The organism is Meiothermus cerbereus (assembly GCF_051297115.1).
Classification (GTDB): Bacteria; Deinococcota; Deinococci; order Deinococcales; family Thermaceae; genus Meiothermus; species Meiothermus cerbereus_A.
This window is the reverse complement of record NZ_JBEVAL010000037.1, coordinates 1-21,938: the sequence shown is the minus strand read 5'-3', so window position 1 is coordinate 21,938 and position 21,938 is coordinate 1. Positions and strand designations below refer to the sequence as shown.

Here is a 21,938-nt window from a genome sequence, read left to right as displayed (position 1 = left end):
TTCTGGTTAGTCGCCCGCCTGTGCTACTTCCAGGGGCTTGACCCGCACGAAGCGGCCCATGCGGCCCTTGTCGGCAAACTCCACCACGCCGTCAATGAGCGCAAACAGGGTGTAGTCGCGGCCCTGACCCACGCCCGCACCGGCGCGGAACTTGGTACCACGCTGACGCACCAGCACGTTACCCGCCTTGACCACCTGGCCCTCGAAACGCTTGACCCCCAGGCGCTTGGCTTGGCTGTCGCGCCCGTTTTTGGTTGAACCCAGACCTTTCTTGTGTGCCATAGTGAGCTCCTTCAGGGCGCCGATAGCTCATAGCAGATGGCTAAAAGCTATCGGCTATCAGCAACTAAGCGCGAATCTCCTTCACCACAATCTCGGTGTAGGGCTGGCGATGACCCCGCCTACGGCGGTACTGGACTTTGGCCTTGAATTTGGCCACCACTACCTTTTTGCCTTTGCCATGCTCGACCACCTCGGCCACCACCTTGGCACCGGGTACGGTGGGGCTGCCAATCACAGTCTTCTCGCCACCCAGCATCAGGGCGTCGAACTCCACGGTATCGCCGGGGTTGGCCTCGAGCTTCTCCACACGCAGCTTGCTGCCCGCTTCTGCGCGGTACTGTTTACCACCGGATTTGATGATTGCGTACATGACCACACTCTCCAGTTAGCCGTCCGGGATGCAGGTGCAATCCAACCAAACGGCTCGGGCCTTTTGACCCAGCCAACTGACAACTATAGCGGCTATGGCCAATTGTTTCAAGTGCTTTGTCGCGGCCCCCAGGGGGGGCTTGCTGGAAACTTCCAAAAATGTGGTAGGCTCTCTTTTGCGGATGGGCAGGAGTTTCCGAACCTGCTCCCGCCCTCGGCGGAGGCTTAAATTGATAAGCACAGGCTCTGTCGTTGATTACGCTGAAAAGGTGCGCCAGCTGGTCAAACCTGAGCGCTACGAACATATTCTGCGGGTAGCCGAGTTGGCCGCCCAGATTGCCACAGCCAACGGGCTTGACCAGGAGAAAGCCTATCTGGCTGCAATCCTGCACGACGCGGCGCGCGACCTCAGCGCCGAACGCCTGCAGCAGCTTGCCCCACCCGAAAACGATATCGAGCGTCAAAACCCCCTGGCCCTGCATGGGCGGGCGGGCCGGCGGCTGGCCCAGGAATGGGGCATCGAGGATGAAGAAGTGCTCGAGGCCATCGAGGGCCACGTCTACGGGGTTGGTCCCGAACATAAAATCGGCATGGCGCTCTACATCGCCGATGTCTCCGAACCGGGCCGTGAGGTTAATCACGAGATTCGCGAGATGGCGCTGGCGGGGCAGCTCGAGGAGGCCTACCAGAAGGCCGTCATCTGCAAAGTCCGGTATCTGCAGAAAAAGGGCATCGAGCCCCACCCACGCACCTGGGCCGCCTATCAGGCGCTGCGGCCAAAGACAGATGAGCCATAGTCCAAAATGCCTTTGGCCTGCTGTATTGCCCAGCCGGGAAGGCCATAGGCCGTTCAATTTTGTAATCTAGTGGTCATGGCGCAACCGCACAGACCCCACCGCAGCAGGTCAGGGTCGCTGGCTTACCACCGGGCTGGGCCGCGCATTTCACTAATTTTTCTAGGGCTGGCCCTGTTGGCCCTGGCCGGGGCCCTGGCCTATGGGCCAGCAATTCAGGAGGTGCGGGCTGGGCTTTTGGGCGAATATCAGGGGGGCGGCTCCCCTGCAGAACTCAGCCTGGTGGTTGCGGCCCGCGACACCGAGTACTGCGGCTACCATACCCCCTGCGGGCCGGGGCTCCGCACCGACACCATCTTTTATATGCGCTTACGCGGCTCGGAGGCCACCGTGGTGGCCATTCCCCGCGATTTGCGCTACAAAGGCGAAACACCAGCAGGCTCCTTCGAGGGCAAGATTAACACCCTCTACGAGCGGGGGGGTGGGGCCGATGCCCTGCGCCTGGCAGTAGAAGACCTGCTGGGTGTACCGGTGCAGCATTACCTGATTCTAACTTTTGAAGCCGTGATGAAGCTGGTGAATGCGGTGGACGGGGTGGATGTGGTGCTGCCCTATCCCATGAAGTACACCGACCGGGCAGCCGGGCTGTACATAGATTTTCCGGCAGGGCCCGTGCACCTCGACGGCAAAGATGCTGTTAAGTACATGCGCTTTCGCCGCTGGGAAGGCTCCGATCTGGGCCGGCTGGATCGCATTAAGGAGGTGATGGGGCTGGCCCTCCGCAAGGCTCAAAGCCCCCGCTACTGGCCGCGCCTGCCAGGGGTTGCCAGTGCAATGTGGGACTCCCTCGAGACCAGCCTTCCCGCCAGCGAAGCCCTGCGCCTGCTGCCCAGCCTGCGCAGCCTGAGCCTGAGGAGCGCTACCCTGCCCACCCTGGAAGAGGGCAACTACCTGATCCTCGACCAGGCCGCCATGCCTTCCTTTACCGCCGGGCTCCTGGGCCACGCCACCGATGCCGAGGTGATGGCCCGGCTGGTGCAGGCCGAGGCCCTGGGTCTCAAAAGCCTTTTGCTCGACCAGAGCGGTACTGGGCTGGGTGAGCGTTACCGGCAGGGCTTTATAGAAATGGGCATTCCCCCGCCCGAAGTACAGGTGGGGGGGGTAGGGGGCTCGAGCATGGTTCTGGTGCGCAGTGGGGTTTCGGTGGTAGGGCGTGAGTCCCCGGCATTCTTGCTGGCCAAAGATTACGCCGATTTACTCCACCTGCCTCTGCAAACCCGCATTCGCCTCGAGCCCAGGGGTTACGACGTGATTATTGTGCTGGGGCCCGCCTGAGCAAACATCCCTTGCGTGGCCTCCCGCAGCTGCTACTCGTCGGGCAGGGGCTCGTCGTCGGGGTCGAAGGCGTAGTAAAACTTGAGCGGATGTACCTCGACCACCCGCAACACCTCGCCGCATTCGGGACATTCCACCTCGAGGCCCACCCAGGGGTTGGGCACCTCGACCAGCTCGTCACAAACCGGACATTGTGCAGCTTCCAGGGTTTCCATGCTTCACCTCCCACAGCTTTGATCGCACCCAAACTGTTGTACCCAGCACCAGCATGGCAGGTTGGGGTGGACCGAATGTCCCAGCGCGACTGTTACAGCTCGAGCCGTAGCCACCAGGCAACCACCCTTGCTGGTTTTCAGCACCAGCTTATCGCACTCTTCACGGGCGTTACCTCCGAACCCCACAGGCTGGCTGGTGCTAGGCTATAATCGGCTGTACTCGAGCCTTACGAGGCCCACTTATGGCAACCGCAACCATTCCTCAAGCCCATCCACTGCCGGAACGCAACCCCGGCACCCCCTTCGATCCCGGTGTGCTCGAGGGCGCTCTGGTCAACAAGAGCGCCGTTGAGCGTCGGGCCGCCACCCTGCCCACCCGCCGTACCGTCAAGAAGGAGTGGCAGGCGGCCTGGCTTCTTCACGCCATCAAAACCATAGACCTCACCACCCTCGCGGGCGACGACACCCCCGGCACGGTGCGGCGCCTGTGCGCCAAAGCCCGCCAGCCGGTGCGCCCAGAGCTCCTGCAAGACCTGGGTATACCCCACCTGCGGCTTACCACTGGCGCAGTCTGCGTTTATCACGAAATGGTGCCCACTGCGGTAGCTGCCCTCGAGGGCTCCGGTATCCCGGTGGCTGCGGTTTCAACGGGGTTCCCGGCGGGCCTCAATCCGCACCGCCTCAAGCTGCAAGAAATTGAGGCCTCGGTAGCGGCTGGGGCCAGCGAAATAGACATCGTCATCTCGCGCCGCCATGTCCTGAGCGGCAACTGGAAGGCCCTCTACCAGGAGGTGCGCGACTTCCGCGAGGCCTGCGGCCCGGCCCACATGAAAAGCATCCTGGCAGTGGGCGAGCTGGGCACCTTAAAAAATGTCTACAAGGCCAGCATGGTCTGCATGCAGGCTGGCTCCGATTTCATCAAAACCTCCACCGGCAAAGAAGCCGTTAATGCCACCCTGCAAAACAGCCTGGTGATGGTTCGGGCCATCCGGGCTTTCTACCAGCAGACCGGCTACAAAGTAGGCTTTAAGCCCGCCGGGGGCATCCGCACCGCCAAGCAGGCCCTGGACTGGCTCATCCTGATGAAAGAAGAACTCGGCCACGAATGGATGCAGCCCCACCTCTTCCGGATTGGGGCCAGCGCCCTTCTGAACGACATCGAACGGCAGCTCGAGCACTTCGCTTACGGGCGCTATGCCTCGATGCAGTACCAACCGCTGGGCTAGAAAAAAGCCCATCGTCTTCCTGCGCTTGGCAAAAACAGCGCTCAACATTCAAGCGCAGTTGGATAAAAATCACCTTGCCCCCAGGAGCCCCCAATGACCCTCACAGAGATTATGGAAACCCTCCCCTACGGCCCTGCCCCCGAGGCTGCTAAACCCGCACTGGACTGGCTAAAAGCCCATAAGGGCAGGTTTCAGCTCTTCGTTGCAGGCAAGTGGCGCAACCCCGCCAGCAAGGAATGGTTCACCACCATCAACCCGGCCAACGCCCAGAAGCTGGCCGAAGTGGCCCAGGCCAGCGCCGCCGACGTGGACGAGGCCGTCAAGGCGGCCCGCAAAGCCTTTGCAGGCTGGAGCCAGACCAAGGGCCATGTGCGGGCCCGCTACCTGTATGCCATGGCCCGCCAGATTCAGAAGCACGCCCGCCTGTTTGCCGTGCTGGAAACCCTGGACAATGGCAAGCCCATCCGCGAGACCCGCGATATCGACATTCCCCTGGTAGCCCGCCACTTCTACTACCACGCCGGCTGGGCCCAGCTCATGGAAAGCGAGCTACCGGGCTATGCGCCATTGGGCGTGGTGGGGCAGATTATCCCCTGGAACTTTCCCCTGCTGATGCTGGCCTGGAAGGTAGCCCCCGCGCTGGCCATGGGCAACACGGTGGTGCTCAAGCCCGCCGAGTTTACCCCCCTGACCGCACTGCTGTTTGCGGAAATCTGTCAGAACATCGGCCTGCCGCCGGGCGTGGTCAACATCATTACCGGCGACGGCAAAACCGGTGCAGCCCTGGTGGAGCACCCCGGTGTGGACAAAATTGCCTTTACCGGCTCCACCGAGGTGGGGCGAATCATCCGCAAGGCCACCGCCGGAAGCGGCAAAAAGCTCTCGCTCGAGCTGGGGGGCAAGTCGCCTTTTGTGGTGTTCGAGGATGCCGACCTCGACAGCGCCGTAGAGGGTGTGGTGGATGCCATCTGGTTCAACCAGGGGCAGGTCTGCTGTGCGGGCTCGAGGCTCTTGGTGCAGGAGGGCATCGCCGAAAAAATGTACGCCAAACTTCGCGCCCGCATGGAAAAACTGCGGGTAGGTGATCCGCTGGACAAGGCGGTGGACATCGGGGCCATCATCGCGCCCGTGCAGCTACAAAAAATCCAGCAGCTGGTACAAAAAGGCGTAGAGGAAGGGGCAAAACTCTGGCAGCCAAGCTGGGCCGTCCCCACCGAGGGCTGCTTCTACCCCCCCACCCTCTTTACGGAGGTGGCCCCCGCCTCGACCATCGCCCAGGAAGAGATATTTGGGCCGGTGCTGGCCGCCCTGACCTTCCGCACCCCCGAGGAGGCCGTCCGGCTGGCCAACAACACCCGTTACGGCCTGGCCGCCTCCATCTGGAGCGAGGATATCAACCTGGCCCTCGACGTTGCCACCCAGATTAAAGCGGGCACCGTCTGGATCAACAGCACCAACCTCTTCGATGCGGCCAGCGGCTTTGGCGGCTACCGCGAGTCGGGCTTTGGGCGCGAGGGGGGCAAAGAGGGGCTGTGGGAGTACGTCAAGAAAATCGAGGTGCATAATACCGCCCAGGGGCAAAAGCCCCGTGCCAGGGGCCTCACAGCCAGGGCCAGCGCTGAGTCCCTCCCCCCCATTGACCGCACCGCCAAACTCTTCATCGGGGGTAAGCAGGTTCGCCCCGATAGCGGCTACAGCAAGGCTGTGTACGCCCCGGATGGGCGCCTGGTTGGCGAGGTGGGGCTGGGCAACCGCAAGGACATCCGCAACGCCGTGGAAGCAGCCCGCTCAGCCCAGGAGGGCTGGCGCAAAACCGCTGCACACAGCAAGGCCCAAATCCTTTACTTCCTGGCCGAAAACCTTTCCGAGCGGGCCGAGGAGTTTGCCCGCCGCCTCAGCGAGCAAACCGGGCAGGATGGAGGGGCCGAGGTCGAAGCGGCCCTCGAGGCCCTGTTCACCGCCGCGGCCTGGGCCGACAAATACGAGGGCCTGGTGCACCCCACCCCGCTCCGCAACGTCACCCTGGCCATCCCGGAACCGATTGGGGTAATGGGTATTCTCTGCCCCGACGACCAGCCCCTGCTGGCGCTGGCCCGCCTGGCTGGAAGCGCCCTGGCCATGGGCAACACCCTGGTGGTGGTGCCTTCGCCGCTGGCCCCCTTGAGCGCTACCGATTTTTATCAGGTGCTGGAGACCTCCGACGTCCCTGCCGGAACCTTCAACATCGTCACCGGCGAGCGCGACGAATTGGCCCGTACCCTGGCCGAGCACGACGACGTGGACGCCGTCTGGTACGCTGGCCCACAGGCCGGGTGGGCCCTGGTGGAAAAGGCCAGCGCTGGCAATATGAAGCGCACCTGGACCCTGCCCTCCAGCGGCCCGCTGCCCGACACCGAGGAGATCCTGCGCCAGGCCACCCAGGTCAAAAACATCTGGGTTCCTTACGGCGCTTAAAGCATAGGGTCGTAGCGCTGCAGCTGAGGCCCCAGGGTCAGGCGGGCGGTGCCCATCAAAAAGGCCAGCTTGAACCAGTCCCACTGGGTGTAGGGGGCCAAAAAGGGGCCGGGGCGGGCCCCTTTGGCAAAGCGCTGCAGGTCGGCCTCGAGGCTCGGCAGGCCCAGCAGTTCGCGTTGCAGCGCCACCACCTCGAGGGCCTCCGAGGGCCACTCCCCCAGACCACCCAGGCCAAAGGTGGCAAAAAGGGTGGGCCTGCCCTCGAAAGCCCGCACCCGATCCACAATGTGGGCGTAGGCCCGGGGGTCGGCCTCCCGCTTTTCTACGGCCACCCGCATTGGCCTTAGTGCCGCCTGGCGCAGAAGGGGGTCGTCGTCGGCGTGGGCCAGCAGTACGGCAGCCGCAAAAGCCCCCGCTGCCCCAACCGCCCGCCTGCCCGGCCAGCCTGTTTGAATCGCCTCCCAGAGCAGCCTATTGGAGGCCTCTACAGCCGACAGGTAGCCCCGCACCAGGGCAGGCTGGGGCTGTGGGTATCTACGCAGGGCCGCATGAAAAACAAACGGCAGGGGCACGCCTGCGGCTACAGCCTCTTTCTCGGCTGCCTTGAGGCGGGCGGCGAACTCGGGCATGCTGCGCTTGGCCCGCCCGACCGCAAGAATCCAATCCTGTTGGGTAAAAAACAAACGCAACAACCTACCTCGCAACTTCCAGTTCATGGCGCAGTTCACCCAGAAAAACTGGCTTCATCAAGCGTAGGTAAAAGTCGGCGCAAGCCTTGCCGGTAAACCCCACCGGTCAACAAAGTGCCCCCATTCAGGTAGCCCCCTCAAAACGCAGCAACCACTCCTTAACACCCTCGAGCCCGGCAAACCCACCCAGGCGACCATCGGCATGGATGACCCGCTGGGCCGGAACCACCAGGAAGAACGGACAGGCCCGCATACCCGCCCCTACCGCCCGGGGGGAAAGACCACACAAGCGCCCCAGCTGGGCATAGCTGCGGGTCTGGCCCACTGGAATACGCCGAACCTCTTCATACAGGGCTGCCCGCCTTGGCTCGAGGCCCCCATAATCCAGGGGTACCTGCAAAAAAGTCTCGCCGCTGCCGGAAAAATAAGCCTGTACCCGCCGGGCCAGGTCGTGCAGCAAGGGGCTGGGGCGCTCTGGCAGACCCTCGCCCAGCACCAGCAGCTCCAGCGACTGCAAGGCCCGGGTGCTGGCCCTGGCGTATAAGGGGCCAATGGGGGTGGGAATCAGCAGGCTGTACATAACAGCAAAGACAAACCCAGGTTATGATTTTTGTGCGGTTCGCACAACCTTTTCGGATTTGCTGGTTTGCCTGGCGAGGGCGCCTTCCAACATCAGGTCGAGGAACTTGGCCATCTCGTCTGAGAGCTGTCGCCCTGGGGTATAGGCCGCCCAGCGCAACGCCGAGAGCAGGTACACATCGGCAATCGAACGGGAGATGCGCTCGAGCGACATGTCTTGCCGTAGCTGGCTCTGTGCTTTTAGTGGACGTAGGATGTCGGCTATCAGGTCGCCTAGGGGCAGGGCCTCGAAAGCTGCTTTGGCCCGCTGGGGGTCTGGGTTCAAAAGCTCGTAGGCCAGGGGCGATAGCAAGACCCGCTCGCGCTCGCTCAGCGCAGCCAAGCGGTTCCACAGGCGGCGCAAGACCTGAAGCGGCGGCTCGCCTTGAGCCAATTCCGCCAGGGCCTGTTCACGTAGCTCGCCCAGCAGTTGCGCCCCAAAATCGAGCAGCACAGCCTCTTTGTAGGCGTAGTAGTTGAAGAAAGTTCCCCTCGAAACGTGCGAAGCCTTGGCAATATCGGTGGCAGTGGTCTGGTGAAAACCCTTTTCACGGAACAGGTTGATGGCGGTGCGGAAAATGCGGTCTCGACGGCGCTGCTTTTGCCTTTCCCGAAGCGTGGGCATGATGAGATTGTACCCAAGTCCAATAAAATGTGCTAGTCGGCACCTGGTCGGAAATATCTCTTTCCAAAGCATACGGTAGACCCCGGTAGAGCGGTTTCAAATAACTGCCCATTTCGAGCTGAGGACGCACTGCCAGTACCCCCAAACGCCCCTGGCCTCAACGGCAAACGAACAAAAGCTGTCCAGCGTTGTACAGTAGACATCTGCTATGCGCCGTGGTACGAAGCAAAATCTGCTCTGGGTCGTGTGGGGCTTGTTCCGCTCCAGCACAAGCCGCCGCCGAGGCCGTTCTGGTGGCGACCGGCTTTGGCTATTCCTGCTTTTTCTGGGCGTGGTGGGTTATCTGCTCTGGGATGCCTACCTGCGCCCTATTCCTCAGGTATACAAGTCCAGCGGGGGCCTCGAGCTGTACTTGGCCCCCCAGCAAGGTCGTGGGGCCAAGGACCGTCTGATTCGCCTCATCAGCGCCGCACAAAACCGGGTCGAGGTGGCCGCGCTCGAGCTCGAGGACCGCGAAATTGGCCAGGCCCTCCTGCAGGCGGCGGCCCGCGGGGTGCAGGTGCGGATGCTCAACGACAGCGACTACCGCCGCGAGACCCGCGAAAGCCTGGGCGTGCGCAGCAACAACCCAGCCCGCTGCGAAACCTTAAAGCGGGTGCAGGTCTGCTATGACAGCCGCGCCAACGCCCTGATGCACCACAAGTTTGTGCTCATAGACAACCTGGGGGTCTGGACTGGCAGCACCAACCTGACCTGGAATGCCTTTGAGCGCAACAACGAAAACAGCCTGTGGCTTCCTGTGGAGGGGCTGGTGCAGGTGTACCGGGCCGAGTTCGAAGCCCTTTTTGCCGGTCAGGAAAGCGGCCTGGGCCGCTCTGAGCGCTTCCAGATAGGCAACACCCTGGGCACGGTCTACTTCAGCCCCGCCGGTGGCCGCAAAGCCCGCAGCGCCATCCTCGAGGTGCTGCAGCGGGCCAGCCGGGAAATCTGGGTAGCTGCTTATGTCCTGACCGATACCCGCATCACCGAGGCGCTGGTCAAAGCCCACCAGCGTGGGGTTCGGGTGCGGGTGGTGATTGATGCGCGCAACCTGGCCAATTCTCAGGACGAAACCTTAAAGCAGGCCGGGATAGACGTACGCAAAGACGGCAACCCCTACACCATGCACCACAAGGTAATGGTGGTGGACGGGGAATGGGTGGTTACCGGCAGTTACAATTTCACCAATTCGGGCTTTGGCCGCAACAATGAAAACCTGCTGATCTTACGCGACAGCACCCTGGCCCAGCGCTACCAGCGTGAGGTAGAGGCCATCTGGCGTGCCGGAACCCGCCTATGAAAAACCTTCCCACCTTGATTTTGGCTTCGCAAAGCCCACGCCGGGCCGAGCTTTTAAAGCGGTTAGCACTGCCTTTTGAAGCGCGCCCTGCCAACATCGACGAAGAAGCCCTAAAGCACCTCGAGCCCGCCCAAATGGCCCAGGAACTGGCCGCGCAAAAAGCCAGGGTCATCTGGCAGCCGGGGCTTTGGGTGCTGGCTGCCGATACCGTGGTTGCGCTGGAAGGCGAGACCCTGGGCAAACCGAAAGACATGCAGGAAAACAAGGTCTTCTTAAAGCGCCTTTCGGGTCGTACCCATACGGTCTACACGGGCTTTGCCATCCTGAAACCGGATGGCTTTTTGCACCGTGAGGTGGCCCCGGCCCAGGTTACGTTTCGCCCTTTGCGGGCGTGGGAGCTCGAGTGGTATGCCCAGAGCGGCGAAGGGCTGGACAAGGCCGGAGGATACGGCGCACAGGGGCTGGGCATGGTGTTGCTGGAGCGCATTGAGGGCGACTTCTACACCGTGATGGGCCTGCCTGTGAGCCGGGTCTGGCAGCGTTTGTACGAACTGGGCTATTTCGGATTCCAGCCCGACGAATTGCGCTAAGCCGCTCGGCCCTGGCTGGCCTACCCCAGCCGGGCCAGGGTTTCGCGGATGCGCTCGAGCTGGGCCTGGTTCTCGGCCAGCCGCTCCCGCTCGGCCTGCACCACGGCAGGGTCGGCCCGCTCCACAAAACCAGGGTTAGCCAGCTTCTTCTGCCCCTGCTCAACCTGCTTTTCCAGCTCGAGCAGCCGCTTGCGCTGCCGCTCCAGGAAGCTGGACAGATCGCCTTCGGGCTTGAGGTACACGGTGGTGCTGGTGGTCACCTGAGCGATGGCCTTTTCGGGCACCCCCAGCGCAGGCTGCGCTCTGCTCAAAAAGCGGAACAAAGACAGGTTTTCCATCACCAACTCGGCCCCCGGCCCGTCCAGGTGCACGGTAATCTCCTGCTGGGGCGCGATGCCCAGCTCGGCCCGCAGGTTGCGGGTGGCGGCAATGGTTTGTTGCAGGGCCTCGAAGGCTTTCTCGGCCTCGAGGTCGCGCGCACCGGGGGTGGGCCAGTCTTGCAAAGCCAACTGGGTAGTGTCGCCGGTCAGGGCCTCGAACAGCTCCGAGGTGATGAAGGGCATGATAGGGTGCAGCAGCTTCAAGAGGGTAGCCAGGCTGGCCTCGAGGGTGGCCTGGGTGGCCCGGTTCCCCTCCCGCAGGGCGGGCTTGGCGGCCTCCAGGTACCAGTCGCAGAACTCGCTCCAGACCAGGTCGTAGACCAGCCGGGCGGCGCGGCCCAGGTCGAAAGCCTGGTAGGCCTCGGTAATCTCGGCGATGCCCCGGTTGAGGCGGGAGGTCATCCAGCGGTCGGCCAGGGTGGGGGTTGCCTGGGCGCCGGACGGAGCGCCTTGCTTGTTCATCAGGACAAACCGCGCGGCGTTGTAGAGCTTGTTGGCAAAGTTGCGCCCCTGCTCGTAGCGCCGCTCGTCGTGGCGGATGTCCTGCCCGCCGGTGGCCAGGTAGTCCCAGGCGAAGCGGCAGGCATCGGCCCCATACTTGTCGACGAGATCCAGGGGGTCAATGCCGTTGCCCTTGCTCTTGGACATCTTTTGACCCTTGGCATCCAGGTACAGCCCGTGCAGCACGATGGTGTGGAAGGGGGCCTGGCCGGTGAACTGGTAGCCCGACATCTGCATGCGGGCCACCCAGAAAAAGATGATGTCGTAGCCCGTGACCAGCACATCGGTGGGGTAGAACTTCTGCAGGTCGCCGGTGGGGTCGGGCCAGCCCAGGGTGGAAAAAGGCCAAAGGGCCGAGGAGAACCAGGTATCGAACACGTCCTCATCGCGCCGCAGCTTGAGGTGGGCGTAGCGGGGGTCCTGGTCGCAGTCGAGGTCGGGGTTTTCCCGGTCGGGCACGTAGACGTTGCCCTCTTCGTCGTACCAGGCCGGAATCTGGTGGCCCCACCAGAGCTGCCGGGCAATGGCCCAGTCCTTGATGTTTTCCAGCCAGTCGCGGTTCACCTTTTCCCAGCGCTCGGGCACAAAGCGCATCTCGCCTCTGTCCAGGCCCTCTAGCACCTTCTCGGCTACCGGCTTCATGCGCACGAACCACTGCTCGAGCAAGAGCGGCTCCACCGGGGCTTTGGTGCGCTCGGAGTAGCCCAGGGCGATGGTGTAGTCGCGCACTTCCCGCAGATGACCGGCTTCTTCCAGGGCCTGCACCACCCGCTGGCGGGCTTCGAAGCGCTCGAGGCCCCTAAAAGCCTCCGGCACCCGCTCACCACTCAAACAGCCCTTCAGGTCAATTACGCTGGGCATCTCCAGGTTGTGTCGGCTGCCAATCTCGAAGTCGGTGGGGTCGTGGGCCGGGGTAATCTTCAAAGCCCCGCTGCCAAAGTCCATCAACACCGCCTCATCGGCAATGATGGGAATGTAGCGCTCGGTGAGGGGGATGCGGGCTTTCTGGCCCACCAGGTGGCGGTAGCGCTCGTCGGCGGGGTTCACCGCAATAGCCACATCGGCGAAGATGGTCTCGGGGCGCACCGTGGCGATCTGGACCTCGCCGCCGCCCTCGAGGGGGTAGGCCAGGGTGTAGAGCTTGCCGGGGGTGGGTTCGACGCTCACCTCGAGGTCGCTCACCACAGTCTGGGCCACCGGGTCCCAGTTCACAATGCGCTGGCCCCGGTAGGCCAGGCCCTGGTGGTAGTACTCCACAAAGCTCCGCCGCACCGCACGGGAGAGCCCCTCATCCATGGTGAAGCGTTCGCGGCTCCAGTCGCAGGAAGCCCCGATGCGCCGGAGCTGGTAAAGAATGGCCCCCCCGTTTTTCTCCTTAAAGGCCCAGACCCGCTCTAAAAATTTCTCGCGCCCCAGGTCGTGGCGGGATAGCCCCTCCTGGGCCAGCTCTTTCTCCACCAGCACCTGGGTGGTGATGCCGGCGTGGTCGGTGCCGGGTAGGTACAACGCCTCGTAGCCCTGCATGCGTTTGAAGCGGATGATGGTGTCGATGATGGTGTTGTCCAGCGCGTGCCCCAGGTGCAGGTTGCCGGTCACGTTGGGGGGTGGGATCACAATGGTAAAAGGGCCTTTGCCCTTGTGGGCATTGAGTTCGGGGCGCAGGGGGTGCTGGGCCCATTCCTCGGCCCAGCGGGGCTCCACCATCCGGGGGTCGTAGGTTTTGGGTAGTTCCTTAGGTTCGGTCATGATTGCTCCTGGGTGACAGGTGGTATCTTCGTTTTTCGTCCTGGAAGCTGGCTTCCTCGTAAGCCACCCCAACCACCTTGGTGTTTTCGTCAAAGGTGTGGCTCCAGAAGCCCACGGTCAGGCGGTTGCCCTCGAGGCTCACTGCACCTACCGCTATTTCCTTCCATCCGTCTTCATCATCTTCGTCGTCTTGGTTGAGGTCGTCTTGATCCACTTCTAAGTCGAGGAGCTCATAGTCGCCTTCGTCCAGATTGTCCAGATCGTCCAGATCGTCCAGGTCGTCATCGTCCTCCTCGAGGTCGTCCAGGTCGATCGCGCTGAGGGTACAAACCTGACCTACCAGGCTGCGGACGGGGTTGTTGGGCTGGCCGAAGCGGGTGCTGAACTCCGGACGGAAGGGGGTGTATTCGATGAGCGCCACCAGCATGTACTCGCCCAGCTCCCATTTGCACTCCAGCAGGGGCGGCAGCGGCTCGTCCCGGTCGGGGTCGTGGTCGGGCGGAGGGGTGGCAATGGGCGCGTTGAGCAACTCGACGACCATCCGCTTGCGTGCCTTGCCGCTGACCTGTATGGGTACACCTCGGCCCAAGAAATCTTCCATCTTCCAGTGCTTGAGGCGGGACTTCAACTCGCCAAGCGCTTCCTCGAGGCTATCCACAATCCGCATGGTGTCGCCCCGCTGCAAGAAGTACCAGCCGGGATACTCCTTGGATTCCACGGCTGGAATTTCCTCCCCCAGCAACCTAGTGGGTCGGGGCTCCCGACTCAGCCACAGCAGGGTGGGCTCGTAGTGGGGCTCGAGCTGCCATTCTTTAGGGATACTGTTCATAGCTCCTCCTGGATGCAAGCAGGGTAGAACAACCCGGTGTCCACGTAGCCGGGGAGATGCGGGGCTGCTGCCCCAACCCCGCCGGCACAGCACGCACCGCAGCGGTCGATGTAGAAAACTGCTTTTTGCTCCCGCATCCTCTCCCCCAATAAAACAAAACGCCCCTGCAGACTTGGCTGCACGGACGAGGACCTTCCCCGCGGTACCACCGCGCTTCCTGAAGCACCGATTCCAGGCGCTTCAGGCACTCAAGCGTGCTGTATCGGGCACCCCCGGCAGGCTCTACGCTCCCGTAGGAGTTTCTTCCTGCTGGCTCGCGGGCGACGTTCGGTTTGTGCAGTTCCCAGATGCCCTCTCAGCCTGCGGGGCACCCTTTCTGTGGGCGCAGCAAACCTACTCTTCCCGGTCTACGCCAAATGGCATTATACAGCAACCCCAGGGGCCTTTGGATCGGCCTCCAAAGGCCAGTAATGGCGTGCTGAACTGCGGGCAAGGGGATTCGCCAGCAAGGCAAGCGCATCCCTAAAAGGCCAGGGTTAACTCCAGAATGAGCCAGCCCAAGAAGAAAACTGCCGAGAATACCGCTATGGTGTAGCGCACAGAAGCCTTGTCGGCTGCACTGCGGCCAAAAATGCTTTTGGGGTTGCGGCTGGCCATGGGGCACCGCTCCTTTTTAGTAATACATTCCGGGGAAGGTTTGATTGCGGCCTGAGCTTTTGGCCTCAGCCTGAAAGCGGTCGGCGCGGGCCAGCACAGCCTGAGCGGTGGCTTCGTCATCGCGGCTGGCAAAGCCCAGGCTGATGGTTACCTTAAGTTCGGGGTGGAGCTGGTGCCAGGGGTATTTCTGCACCGCCATACGCAGCCGCTCGCACACCCCAAAGGCCCGGTCACCGGTGATGCCGCGCAGAATCAGGGCAAACTCTTCACCACCAAGCCTTCCGGCCAGGTCCGAGGCCCGCAGGGCCTTGCGCGCCAGCTGTCCAATGCGACGCAGAACCTCGTCGCCGGTGGGGTATCCAAAGCGCTCGTTGATTTCCTTGAAGCCGTCCAGGTCAAAGCTGACCACCGTAAAAACTTCGCCGCTGGCAAAAACCCGCTCGAGCGCCTTTTCAAAGGCCGCTTTGCCCGGCAGACCGGTCAACTGGTCATCCGTTTCGATCCCAAAGCCTTCCAGCAGGGGGCTACGGGCATTGATCATGCTATGGTTGCGTTCTTTTACTAAGCGCTCTACCGACTCCAGAATATCCTTTAGCGAATCGAGGCTGCTGCTGGATTGTGCAATCTGATTACGCATCTGCTCGAGCATTTGCAGCAGTTTGATATCTTCATCACGCAGCTTTTCCGTGCTCATCTTGCAGCGGATTATATGGGGGTGGGTGGCTATCGTTTGTGCGATATGACCATCACGTGTTTCTGCGTATCAACCATTGGTTGGATTGACAAAATTGTGTTTTTGGTCGCCTGTAATGTGACGCCAGCCCCGTTCATCAGAGCTTTTCCAGGCATAATCTGAATACGAGATGAGTACACTCAGCGAAGCCCTGGTACTGGAAGCCCTAAAAACCGTCAACGACCCTGAGCTACACAAAGACCTGGTGTCGCTGGGAATGGTCGAGCAAATTGTCGTAGAAGGCAGCAAGGCTGCGGTCAAAATCAATCTCACCACACCCGCCTGCCCCCTAAAGGACAAAATCGCGGGGGACGTGCGCGCGGCCCTTGGCAAGATTGGTGCGAGCGAGGTTGAAGTGCATTTTGGCGCCCAGGTACGCGGGCCGCAAAATCTGCCTCTGCCAGGCATCAAGCACATTGTGGCGGTCGGCTCGGGCAAGGGGGGCGTGGGCAAAAGCACGGTTGCTGCCAACCTGGCCATCGCGCTGGCCCAGGAAGGCGCCCGTGTGGGTTTGCTGGACGCCGACATCTACGGCCCCAGCCAGGCCCAGATGTTTGGCACCCAGGGTGAGAAGTTGCGCGTAGACGAGCAAAAGCGCATGGTTCCCCTCGAGCGCTATGGCATCAAGCTCATCAGCATTGCCAACATCGTCCCGCCGGGCCAGGCTATGGTCTGGCGCGGCCCCATTTTGCACGGCACCATCAAGCAATTTTTGCAGGAGGTGGCCTGGGGCGAGCTCGATTATCTCATCGTGGATTTGCCTCCTGGCACGGGTGATGTGCAGCTTTCGCTATCGCAGCTCACCCAGCTTTCGGGGGGCGTCATTGTAACCACACCACAGGACGTAGCACGCATCGACGCAGAACGGGCCCTGGACATGTTCAAGCGGGTACAGGTCAATATCCTGGGCGTAATCGAGAACATGTCGTTTTTTGAGCAAAACGGACAAAAAACCTACATCTTCGGGCAGGGCGGGGGTCGCAAAATGGCCGAGCAATACAAAACCGCTTTCCTGGGTGAAATCCCTATTGCGCTCTCGGTACGCGAGGGGGGCGACAGCGGCGTGCCGGTGGTGATTGGGGCCCCCGATTCCCCAGAAGCTTTGGCCTTCCGTCAGGCTGCGCGCAATTTAGCAGGTCAGTTGTCGGTACAGTCTTACATGCTGCTGCCGATGGCCTAGGGGTGTTATGGCCTTGGGAATGGGTGAGACCAAGCTGCGAATCCTGGAGACCCTGCGCTCGAGGTCGAGCTGTGTTGGCTCGCTGGCCGAGTCGCTGGGCATCTCCAAGGTTGCGGTGCACCGCCATTTAGAGGACCTCGAGCGTGAAGGGCTGGTGCGGGCGCGGCTGGAAAAAAGCGAGGGGCGGGGCCGTCCCAAGCAGGTCTACCAGGCGGTAGACGAGCAAGCCCCCTACGCCCGCATGTGTGCCGATGTGCTCACCCACCTCAAGGAGCTTTTTGGCGATGGGCTGGTGCTGGAGGTATTGAACCGGCGCAACAACAAGCTGCTCGAGGAACTCGCACCGCACTTAGAAGGTTTGAGCCTGGAGCAAAAACTTTACCGCCTGGCCGAGTTTCTTACCGAACAGGGCTATCAGGCCAGTTTTTTCTACGAAAATGGCCGCTGGTACCTGGAGCAGGGGCGCTGCCCCAAACTGGCCCTTTCCCTCGAGCACAGCGAGTTTTGTCACACCGAGCTCGAGCTGTACCAAAAACTGCTGGGCGTGCCCGTAACCCGCGAAAAGCGCATCTCTACCGGAGGCGACTGCTGCCGCTATCGCATCGAAGCCGAAAGCCCGTCTGACCAACAAAACACCAGGTGATATCACTCCCGCTAAATGCCGCTTTGGTTCAAATAACCAACCTTAACGCATCCCCTTTTGCTATCCTTTTGATAGCAGGGGATGCTATGTGTCTTTTTTACAGGGAAAGGGGGGCCGCTAATGGCTGAGCCAGACCGCCGCCCTGCCACCCCCGACCCGCTGGACTTATCCCGGGGGATTATGGTGGTGCGTACCGACCTCGAGGGGCGCTTTGTTTATGCAAACCGGGCCTACCTGGAATACATGGGGCTGCAAACCCTGCCTGTAGGGACAAGTGCTTTGCAGCACGTGGCCCCCAAAGACCGGCCAGCGGTACTGGGTGCCATAAAAAAATCACTCGAGCATCCCGGTCAAACCCATTGGATAGAGTTCAGCAAGCCATCTAAACCCTGGAACCTTGGCCGCTGGGAGTTTATGGCCCTGGTAGACGAACAGGGCAAGCCTGTGGGCATTCAGTATATGGGCTACGAGGTTGGCGATAGCTACCGCCAGGCCCGCTTCCAGGAGGCCTCGCTGGAGCTTCTGGCCTTGGGTTTAAAGGAAGTGCTGTCGCCTGAGCAGGTTTTAGAGCGGGCGCTGGAAGCCGCGTTGAGGGTGGCCCCGGTAGCCCAGGCGGGCAGCGCAACCCTCTTCCATCCAGAAGGCCATTTTCGCTTTGTGGCTACCTACGGCTACGATCTGGCAGCGCTGCAGAAGATTCATCTGCATCCCCAGGAACCGCTCTCGTTATGCCAGCATATTCAAGCCAAGGTATTTACCCAGGCCGATATCGCCCGTTTCAACAGCCGCCTCGACCCCGAGCGGCGGGCCGTTATGGAGGGGCCAGGGCATGCCAGGGCCATCCAGGCCATGCTGGCAACCCCGGTGGTGGTAAAGGGCACGGCTCGAGCCTACCTGTACCTCGACCACTTCGACCGCCCCGATGCCTTCGACGAGGTTGACCTGCGCCACCTGGAGGGGCTGGCCCACCATGTGGCCTGGCTGCTTTACGGAAGCGAGCTGCGCAGCGAGGTTCACTTTAGCCGCTACCATGACCCCCAAACCGGGCTGACCAATCTGCAAAGCCTTATGGAAACGCTATCTAAGCGGTTGCTAGCCCCCCGGGCCTTAGTGGCCCTGCACTGCCGCTCGCTCGAGCGAACCCGGCGGCTGGAAGGCGAGGAGGTCTGGGCGGCAGCGGCGCAAGCCGTAGCCAATGCGATACTGGCCGAGCTGCGCCCAACCGACCATCTGGCCTACGAAAAGGACACCTTTTGGTTGCTTCTGGAAGGGGTAGACAGCCCATCGGGCATTCAGGCTGTGTTCTTTAGACTATACCAAAGCGTAAACAGCAAACTGGCCCCGCGCTGGCATCAGCTCGCCTTTAACCCGCGGGTGGGGGTGGCTTTCGCCCAGCCTGGTATCGCCACGCTCGAGCTGCCCCAGGCCGCCGAAATAGCCATGAAGCAAGCCCAGCATCCTGGTCAGGTGCGCTTTTATGAGTCCTCGCTGGTGCAAAACGTGCTCGAGGACGACTGGCTCCACCAGGCCCTGGGGCAGGCCCTGCGGCCCCTCAAGTCTGGGGAGGCGCCCCTGGGCTTTTGCCTCCACTTCCAGCCCATCCGGGCCCTTGCCAGCGGGCAACTGCAGCACCTCGAGGCCCTGCTGCGCTGGCAGCATCCCGAGCGAGGCATGATTTCTCCGGCCAAGTTTTTGCCCATCATCGAAGAAGAAGGCTGGATGGTGGAGCTGGGCGACTGGATTATAGGAGAGGCCGTGGCCTGCGCCGCCCAGTGGGGGGTACCGATTGCCCTCAATCTGGCCGCAAGCCAGCTCGAGCCCTGCCTTCCCCAGCAGATGAGCGCGCATCTACAGCGCCATGGCCTGGCCCCACAAGCACTGATCCTCGAGGTGACCGAACAGGTGGCCCTGGACGAGACCAGCCTTTCGGTGCTGCGGCAACTGGCCCTGCAGGGGCATCCCCTGCACCTCGACGATTTTGGCACCGGGTTTTCCTCCCTGGAGCAAATTACCGCCCTACCCCTGGCGGCCATCAAGCTGGGCCAGGGGTTTATAAAAAACCTGGGTTCCGCCCCCTGCGCCCAAACCTCTGAGGCCCGCCTGTTGCGGGCAGTACAGGCCCTGGGAAGCGGCCTGGGGCTTAAGGTAATCGTGGAGGGCATCGAGAGCGAGGCCCAGCTTCAGTTCCTATTAGCCGAGGGGTTTTCGCTGGGTCAGGGCTACCTGCTCGGAAGACCCGCTGCAATTGAGTCCGACGCGCAACTGCAGGCCTTACAGCAAGGAGGCCCATGAACCGTGCTTTTAGCCGCTCGGCCGTTAGCATGCTCTATGCTGCAGTGGTGCTCTGTGCGTTGGTGTTTGTGTTGTTGCCGGATTCCCTCGAGTCCCATCACACGTACAAACTGCCCTTTCTGATGGTTTTTACAGCCACCACCGCCAGCATCTATGGCATGGGCTGGGGTTTTTTGGCCGCTGGGATCTCGGCCTTGCTGCTGGCCCGATGGGTGGGGGTTCAGGCGTTGGACGGAGTGCTGCTGGGGCTGTCTGCGGTTCTTGCCAGCAGCATTGGGGGCAGCCTTCGCATGGCCCACCGCCACGCCAAAGCGCTGGCCCGTAGCCACCAGCTAATTGCAGAGACCTTAGAGGTTTTTCCCAAGCTCGACAACCGGCAGGCCTTGTTGGAAAGCCTCCCAGAGCGTCTGGTCAGCTTTGGCTCAGGCGGCCACGTGAGCGTATGGCTACCCCAGAAGCGCAGCTTCCGTCTTCTCGCCTGCGTCCCCGATATTGGCCTACAAAAAATTTCAGCCCAGGGTGTGGTGGGCAGGGCGTTTCGTGAGGGCAAGCCCCAGCACGTGCCCGATGTGCGAAAAGACTCGAGTTTTATCGCAACACCTGGCCTTACCAGTGTGGCCGAGCTAGCCCTTCCCCTATTTGAACGGGGGGAGATAGTCGCAGTGCTCAACCTGGAAAGAGGCCGGCCCTTTTGGCCTGAAGAAGTGAACGGGCTGATTCGCTTTGCCGAAACGGTCAGCCTACAACTAGACCGGCTGGCCGACCTCGAGATCCGCCGCCTGCTTTCCGACTTTTCCATACAAATGCAAAAGGTGCATTCGCTGGAGGAAGCCGCCGAGCTGGCACTTTTACTCCTTCTGCATGGGCTATCCCTCGAGGCCGGGGTGGTTTGGGAGGCTCGAGGCGCCCATATGCGGGCCCTGGCCTTCCAGGGGGTAAGTGAGCCAGGCCTGCTGGAAGTTTTGCGAAACGGGCTGCCTTATGGGTATGGCCTGGCCTGGGAGGTTTATGCCTCAGGAAAACCCTACTTTACTCAGCACTATGCGGAAGAGCCGCACGCTGTACACCCCCTGCAGGCCCTGGGCTGGCAAACCTTTGTAGCCCACCCCATCCCCACCGCCGGCAGCAAGAGGGGCCGCTTTGTGCTGGTGGTAGGCACACCCCAGGAAAGAACCTGGAGAAGATCAGAAAAGGAGCTGCTGCTGCTCTTTTGCCGCACCCTGGGTATCGGGTTTGAGCGCCTGATAGAAAAGCTCCACCACGAAGGGTTAAACCGCCTGATGCAAGAACTGCTGGAGGAGCCCTCGCAGAATCTTTACCATATGGTGCTGGTGGAGGCCATCGAACAGGTGCCCGGTAGCGAAGCGGGAAGCCTCCTGATACTCGAGGATGGCAAGTACCGGTACAAGGCCGCCGTGGGGTACGACCTTGTGGGTTTACAGGCCGCACCCAGCAGCCCAGCGGATATGCTCGATTGGTATGGCCTGGGAGAAGAGCGTTCCCGCCAGGGAGAACCCCGTATCTTGAGCGCAGAAGAGACCACGATCTACAAGATTAGCCATCAGACCGCACCGCCCGAAATCATGGATGCTGCCGGCAGGGTGCGCGAGATTAAGGCCAACCTTTGCTTGCCCATCGCCTACCGGGGCGAGGTGCTGGCCTACCTCAACCTGGACAACCTGCACGACCCCCAAGCATTTGGCGAGGATAGCCTGCACGCAGCCCAATTTTTCGCTGCTCCACTGGCCACCCTGCTGCACGATATCAGAATCCATCGCCTGCTGGAGGAGGCCGCCCTTACCGACTCCCTGACCGGGCTGCCCAACCGCCGGGCCTTCGACAAGGTGCTCTCTGAGGAGCTCGAGCGGGCCGTTCGGTATGGCTATCCGCTTTCCCTGGCGGTAATGGACCTGAAGGGATTCAAGGCTGTAAACGACAGCCTGGGCCACGCCACCGGAGACCAGGCGCTCAGCAGGGTAGCCCAGCTGCTGGAAAAAGAGCGCCGCTCGGGAGACCACCTTTTCCGCTGGGGTGGCGATGAGTTTGCCGCCATCTTTCCTCATACCAACAAAGACGAGGCCGTGGCAGTTACCTTGCGCTATGCCCAGATCATCGAGTCAATAAACTTTGGCCAGCACCACCTGGGCGTAAGCATAGGGCTGGCAACGTATCCCGAGGATGGCAGCACCCCGGACAAGCTGCTGGTTACTGCCGACAACCGCATGTACGAGGCCAAGGCTTTGGGCGTCTCCTTGAAAACTTGACCGACTAAATGTCTCCATAAGCGAAATGCAAGATGCCGTACCGAAAGTTCGCTTTAGGAATTGCGCCAGGTATGCATTGACTCATCCCGCTGGTTTTGCCAATCTGCCCTGGCGCAACTTATACCAACCTTAGATAGATAGTCATTCTTCAGGAATCCACCCGAACCCCGCCACCCC

The 21,938-nt window shown here is 61.7% G+C and carries 20 protein-coding genes; 10 read left to right on the top strand and 10 right to left on the bottom strand.

The annotated features are described in order from the left end of the window. Positions 1-6: 6 nt before the first annotated feature. Both rpmA and rplU read right to left on the bottom strand, forming a co-directional pair. Positions 7-282 (bottom strand): 50S ribosomal protein L27, encoded by a 276-nt coding sequence (rpmA, locus tag ABWU19_RS09110; RefSeq protein ID WP_027875953.1) that lies wholly within the window; start codon positions 280-282, stop codon positions 7-9. A gap of 64 nt (positions 283-346) precedes the next feature. After that, a complete protein-coding gene (gene rplU, locus ABWU19_RS09105) occupies positions 347-652 on the bottom strand; it encodes a 50S ribosomal protein L21 (RefSeq protein ID WP_435901393.1) in 306 nt (101 codons plus the stop codon). 229 nt (positions 653-881) lie between these two features. Between rplU and yqeK the strand changes: the two genes are divergently transcribed. After that, a complete protein-coding gene (gene yqeK / locus ABWU19_RS09100) occupies positions 882-1,448 on the top strand; it encodes a bis(5'-nucleosyl)-tetraphosphatase (symmetrical) YqeK (RefSeq protein WP_435901392.1) in 567 nt (188 codons plus the stop codon). A 75-nt stretch (positions 1,449-1,523) separates the two neighbouring features. Continuing rightward, positions 1,524-2,780 carry an LCP family protein gene (locus tag ABWU19_RS09095; protein ID WP_435901391.1) on the top strand — a complete coding sequence of 419 codons (1,257 nt, stop codon included), beginning with the start codon at positions 1,524-1,526 and terminating at the stop codon, positions 2,778-2,780. Between the two features lie 32 nt (positions 2,781-2,812). Here the strand turns inward: ABWU19_RS09095 and ABWU19_RS09090 are convergent, their stop codons facing one another. Then, complete coding sequence (locus ABWU19_RS09090; protein ID WP_435901390.1) at positions 2,813-2,995, bottom strand: hypothetical protein; 183 nt, start codon at positions 2,993-2,995, stop codon at positions 2,813-2,815. Positions 2,996-3,237: 242 nt separating this feature from the next. On the opposite strand from ABWU19_RS09090, the gene deoC reads away from it, so the two are divergent. Together deoC and ABWU19_RS09080 are read left to right on the top strand one after the other, a co-directional pair. After that, positions 3,238-4,221: a deoxyribose-phosphate aldolase gene (gene deoC / locus ABWU19_RS09085; protein WP_435901389.1), complete on the top strand. Its 984-nt coding sequence runs from the start codon at positions 3,238-3,240 to the stop codon at positions 4,219-4,221. A gap of 93 nt (positions 4,222-4,314) precedes the next feature. Further along, the gene (locus ABWU19_RS09080) at positions 4,315-6,675 is read left to right on the top strand and encodes an aldehyde dehydrogenase family protein (protein ID WP_435901388.1); all 2,361 of its coding nucleotides are present in this window, start codon (positions 4,315-4,317) and stop codon (positions 6,673-6,675) included. On the opposite strand, the gene ABWU19_RS09075 is transcribed toward ABWU19_RS09080, so the two are convergent. The 3 genes from ABWU19_RS09075 to ABWU19_RS09065 all read right to left on the bottom strand — a co-directional run bounded on the left by ABWU19_RS09075 (position 6,672) and on the right by ABWU19_RS09065 (position 8,607). After that, positions 6,672-7,391, bottom strand: coding sequence for a hypothetical protein (locus tag ABWU19_RS09075; protein ID WP_435901387.1), 720 nt, complete (start codon positions 7,389-7,391; stop codon positions 6,672-6,674). The genes ABWU19_RS09080 and ABWU19_RS09075 overlap by 4 nt on opposite strands. Before the next feature lie 97 nt (positions 7,392-7,488). Then, entirely contained in the window at positions 7,489-7,944 is a 456-nt protein-coding gene (locus ABWU19_RS09070) for a methylated-DNA--[protein]-cysteine S-methyltransferase (protein ID WP_435901386.1), read from the bottom strand. Positions 7,945-7,965: 21 nt separating this feature from the next. After that, positions 7,966-8,607: a TetR/AcrR family transcriptional regulator gene (locus ABWU19_RS09065; protein ID WP_435901385.1), complete on the bottom strand. Its 642-nt coding sequence runs from the start codon at positions 8,605-8,607 to the stop codon at positions 7,966-7,968. A gap of 208 nt (positions 8,608-8,815) precedes the next feature. Between ABWU19_RS09065 and ABWU19_RS09060 the strand changes: the two genes are divergently transcribed. Both ABWU19_RS09060 and ABWU19_RS09055 read left to right on the top strand, forming a co-directional pair. Further along, positions 8,816-9,946, top strand: coding sequence for a phospholipase D-like domain-containing protein (locus ABWU19_RS09060; protein ID WP_435901384.1), 1,131 nt, complete (start codon positions 8,816-8,818; stop codon positions 9,944-9,946). Further along, positions 9,943-10,536 carry a Maf family protein gene (locus tag ABWU19_RS09055; RefSeq protein WP_435901383.1) on the top strand — a complete coding sequence of 198 codons (594 nt, stop codon included), beginning with the start codon at positions 9,943-9,945 and terminating at the stop codon, positions 10,534-10,536. The genes ABWU19_RS09060 and ABWU19_RS09055 overlap by 4 nt, the downstream gene beginning before the upstream one ends. Positions 10,537-10,556: 20 nt before the next feature. Here ABWU19_RS09055 and ABWU19_RS09050 read toward each other — a convergent pair whose 3' ends face one another. From ABWU19_RS09050 to ABWU19_RS09035, 4 genes are all read right to left on the bottom strand, one after another. After that, positions 10,557-13,163, bottom strand: coding sequence for a valine--tRNA ligase (locus tag ABWU19_RS09050; RefSeq protein WP_435901382.1), 2,607 nt, complete (start codon positions 13,161-13,163; stop codon positions 10,557-10,559). Then, the gene (locus ABWU19_RS09045) at positions 13,150-13,992 is read right to left on the bottom strand and encodes a hypothetical protein (protein ID WP_435901381.1); all 843 of its coding nucleotides are present in this window, start codon (positions 13,990-13,992) and stop codon (positions 13,150-13,152) included. The genes ABWU19_RS09050 and ABWU19_RS09045 overlap by 14 nt, the downstream gene beginning before the upstream one ends. 522 nt (positions 13,993-14,514) lie before the next feature. Continuing rightward, on the bottom strand, positions 14,515-14,649 hold the full coding sequence (locus ABWU19_RS09040; RefSeq protein WP_435901380.1) for a hypothetical protein: 135 nt from the start codon (positions 14,647-14,649) through the stop codon (positions 14,515-14,517). Positions 14,650-14,665: 16 nt separating this feature from the next. Beyond that, positions 14,666-15,343, bottom strand: coding sequence for a GGDEF domain-containing protein (locus tag ABWU19_RS09035; protein WP_435901379.1), 678 nt, complete (start codon positions 15,341-15,343; stop codon positions 14,666-14,668). A 169-nt stretch (positions 15,344-15,512) separates the two neighbouring features. On the opposite strand from ABWU19_RS09035, the gene ABWU19_RS09030 reads away from it, so the two are divergent. From ABWU19_RS09030 to ABWU19_RS09015, 4 genes are all read left to right on the top strand, one after another. Then, positions 15,513-16,562 carry an Mrp/NBP35 family ATP-binding protein gene (locus ABWU19_RS09030; RefSeq protein ID WP_435901378.1) on the top strand — a complete coding sequence of 350 codons (1,050 nt, stop codon included), beginning with the start codon at positions 15,513-15,515 and terminating at the stop codon, positions 16,560-16,562. 7 nt (positions 16,563-16,569) lie between these two features. Continuing rightward, positions 16,570-17,205: a helix-turn-helix transcriptional regulator gene (locus ABWU19_RS09025; RefSeq protein ID WP_435901377.1), complete on the top strand. Its 636-nt coding sequence runs from the start codon at positions 16,570-16,572 to the stop codon at positions 17,203-17,205. A 120-nt stretch (positions 17,206-17,325) separates the two neighbouring features. Continuing rightward, positions 17,326-19,497: an EAL domain-containing protein gene (locus ABWU19_RS09020; protein ID WP_435901376.1), complete on the top strand. Its 2,172-nt coding sequence runs from the start codon at positions 17,326-17,328 to the stop codon at positions 19,495-19,497. Further along, the gene (locus ABWU19_RS09015; RefSeq protein ID WP_435901375.1) at positions 19,494-21,761 is read left to right on the top strand and encodes a diguanylate cyclase; all 2,268 of its coding nucleotides are present in this window, start codon (positions 19,494-19,496) and stop codon (positions 21,759-21,761) included. The genes ABWU19_RS09020 and ABWU19_RS09015 overlap by 4 nt, the downstream gene beginning before the upstream one ends. The last annotated feature ends 177 nt before the right edge of the window (positions 21,762-21,938 follow it).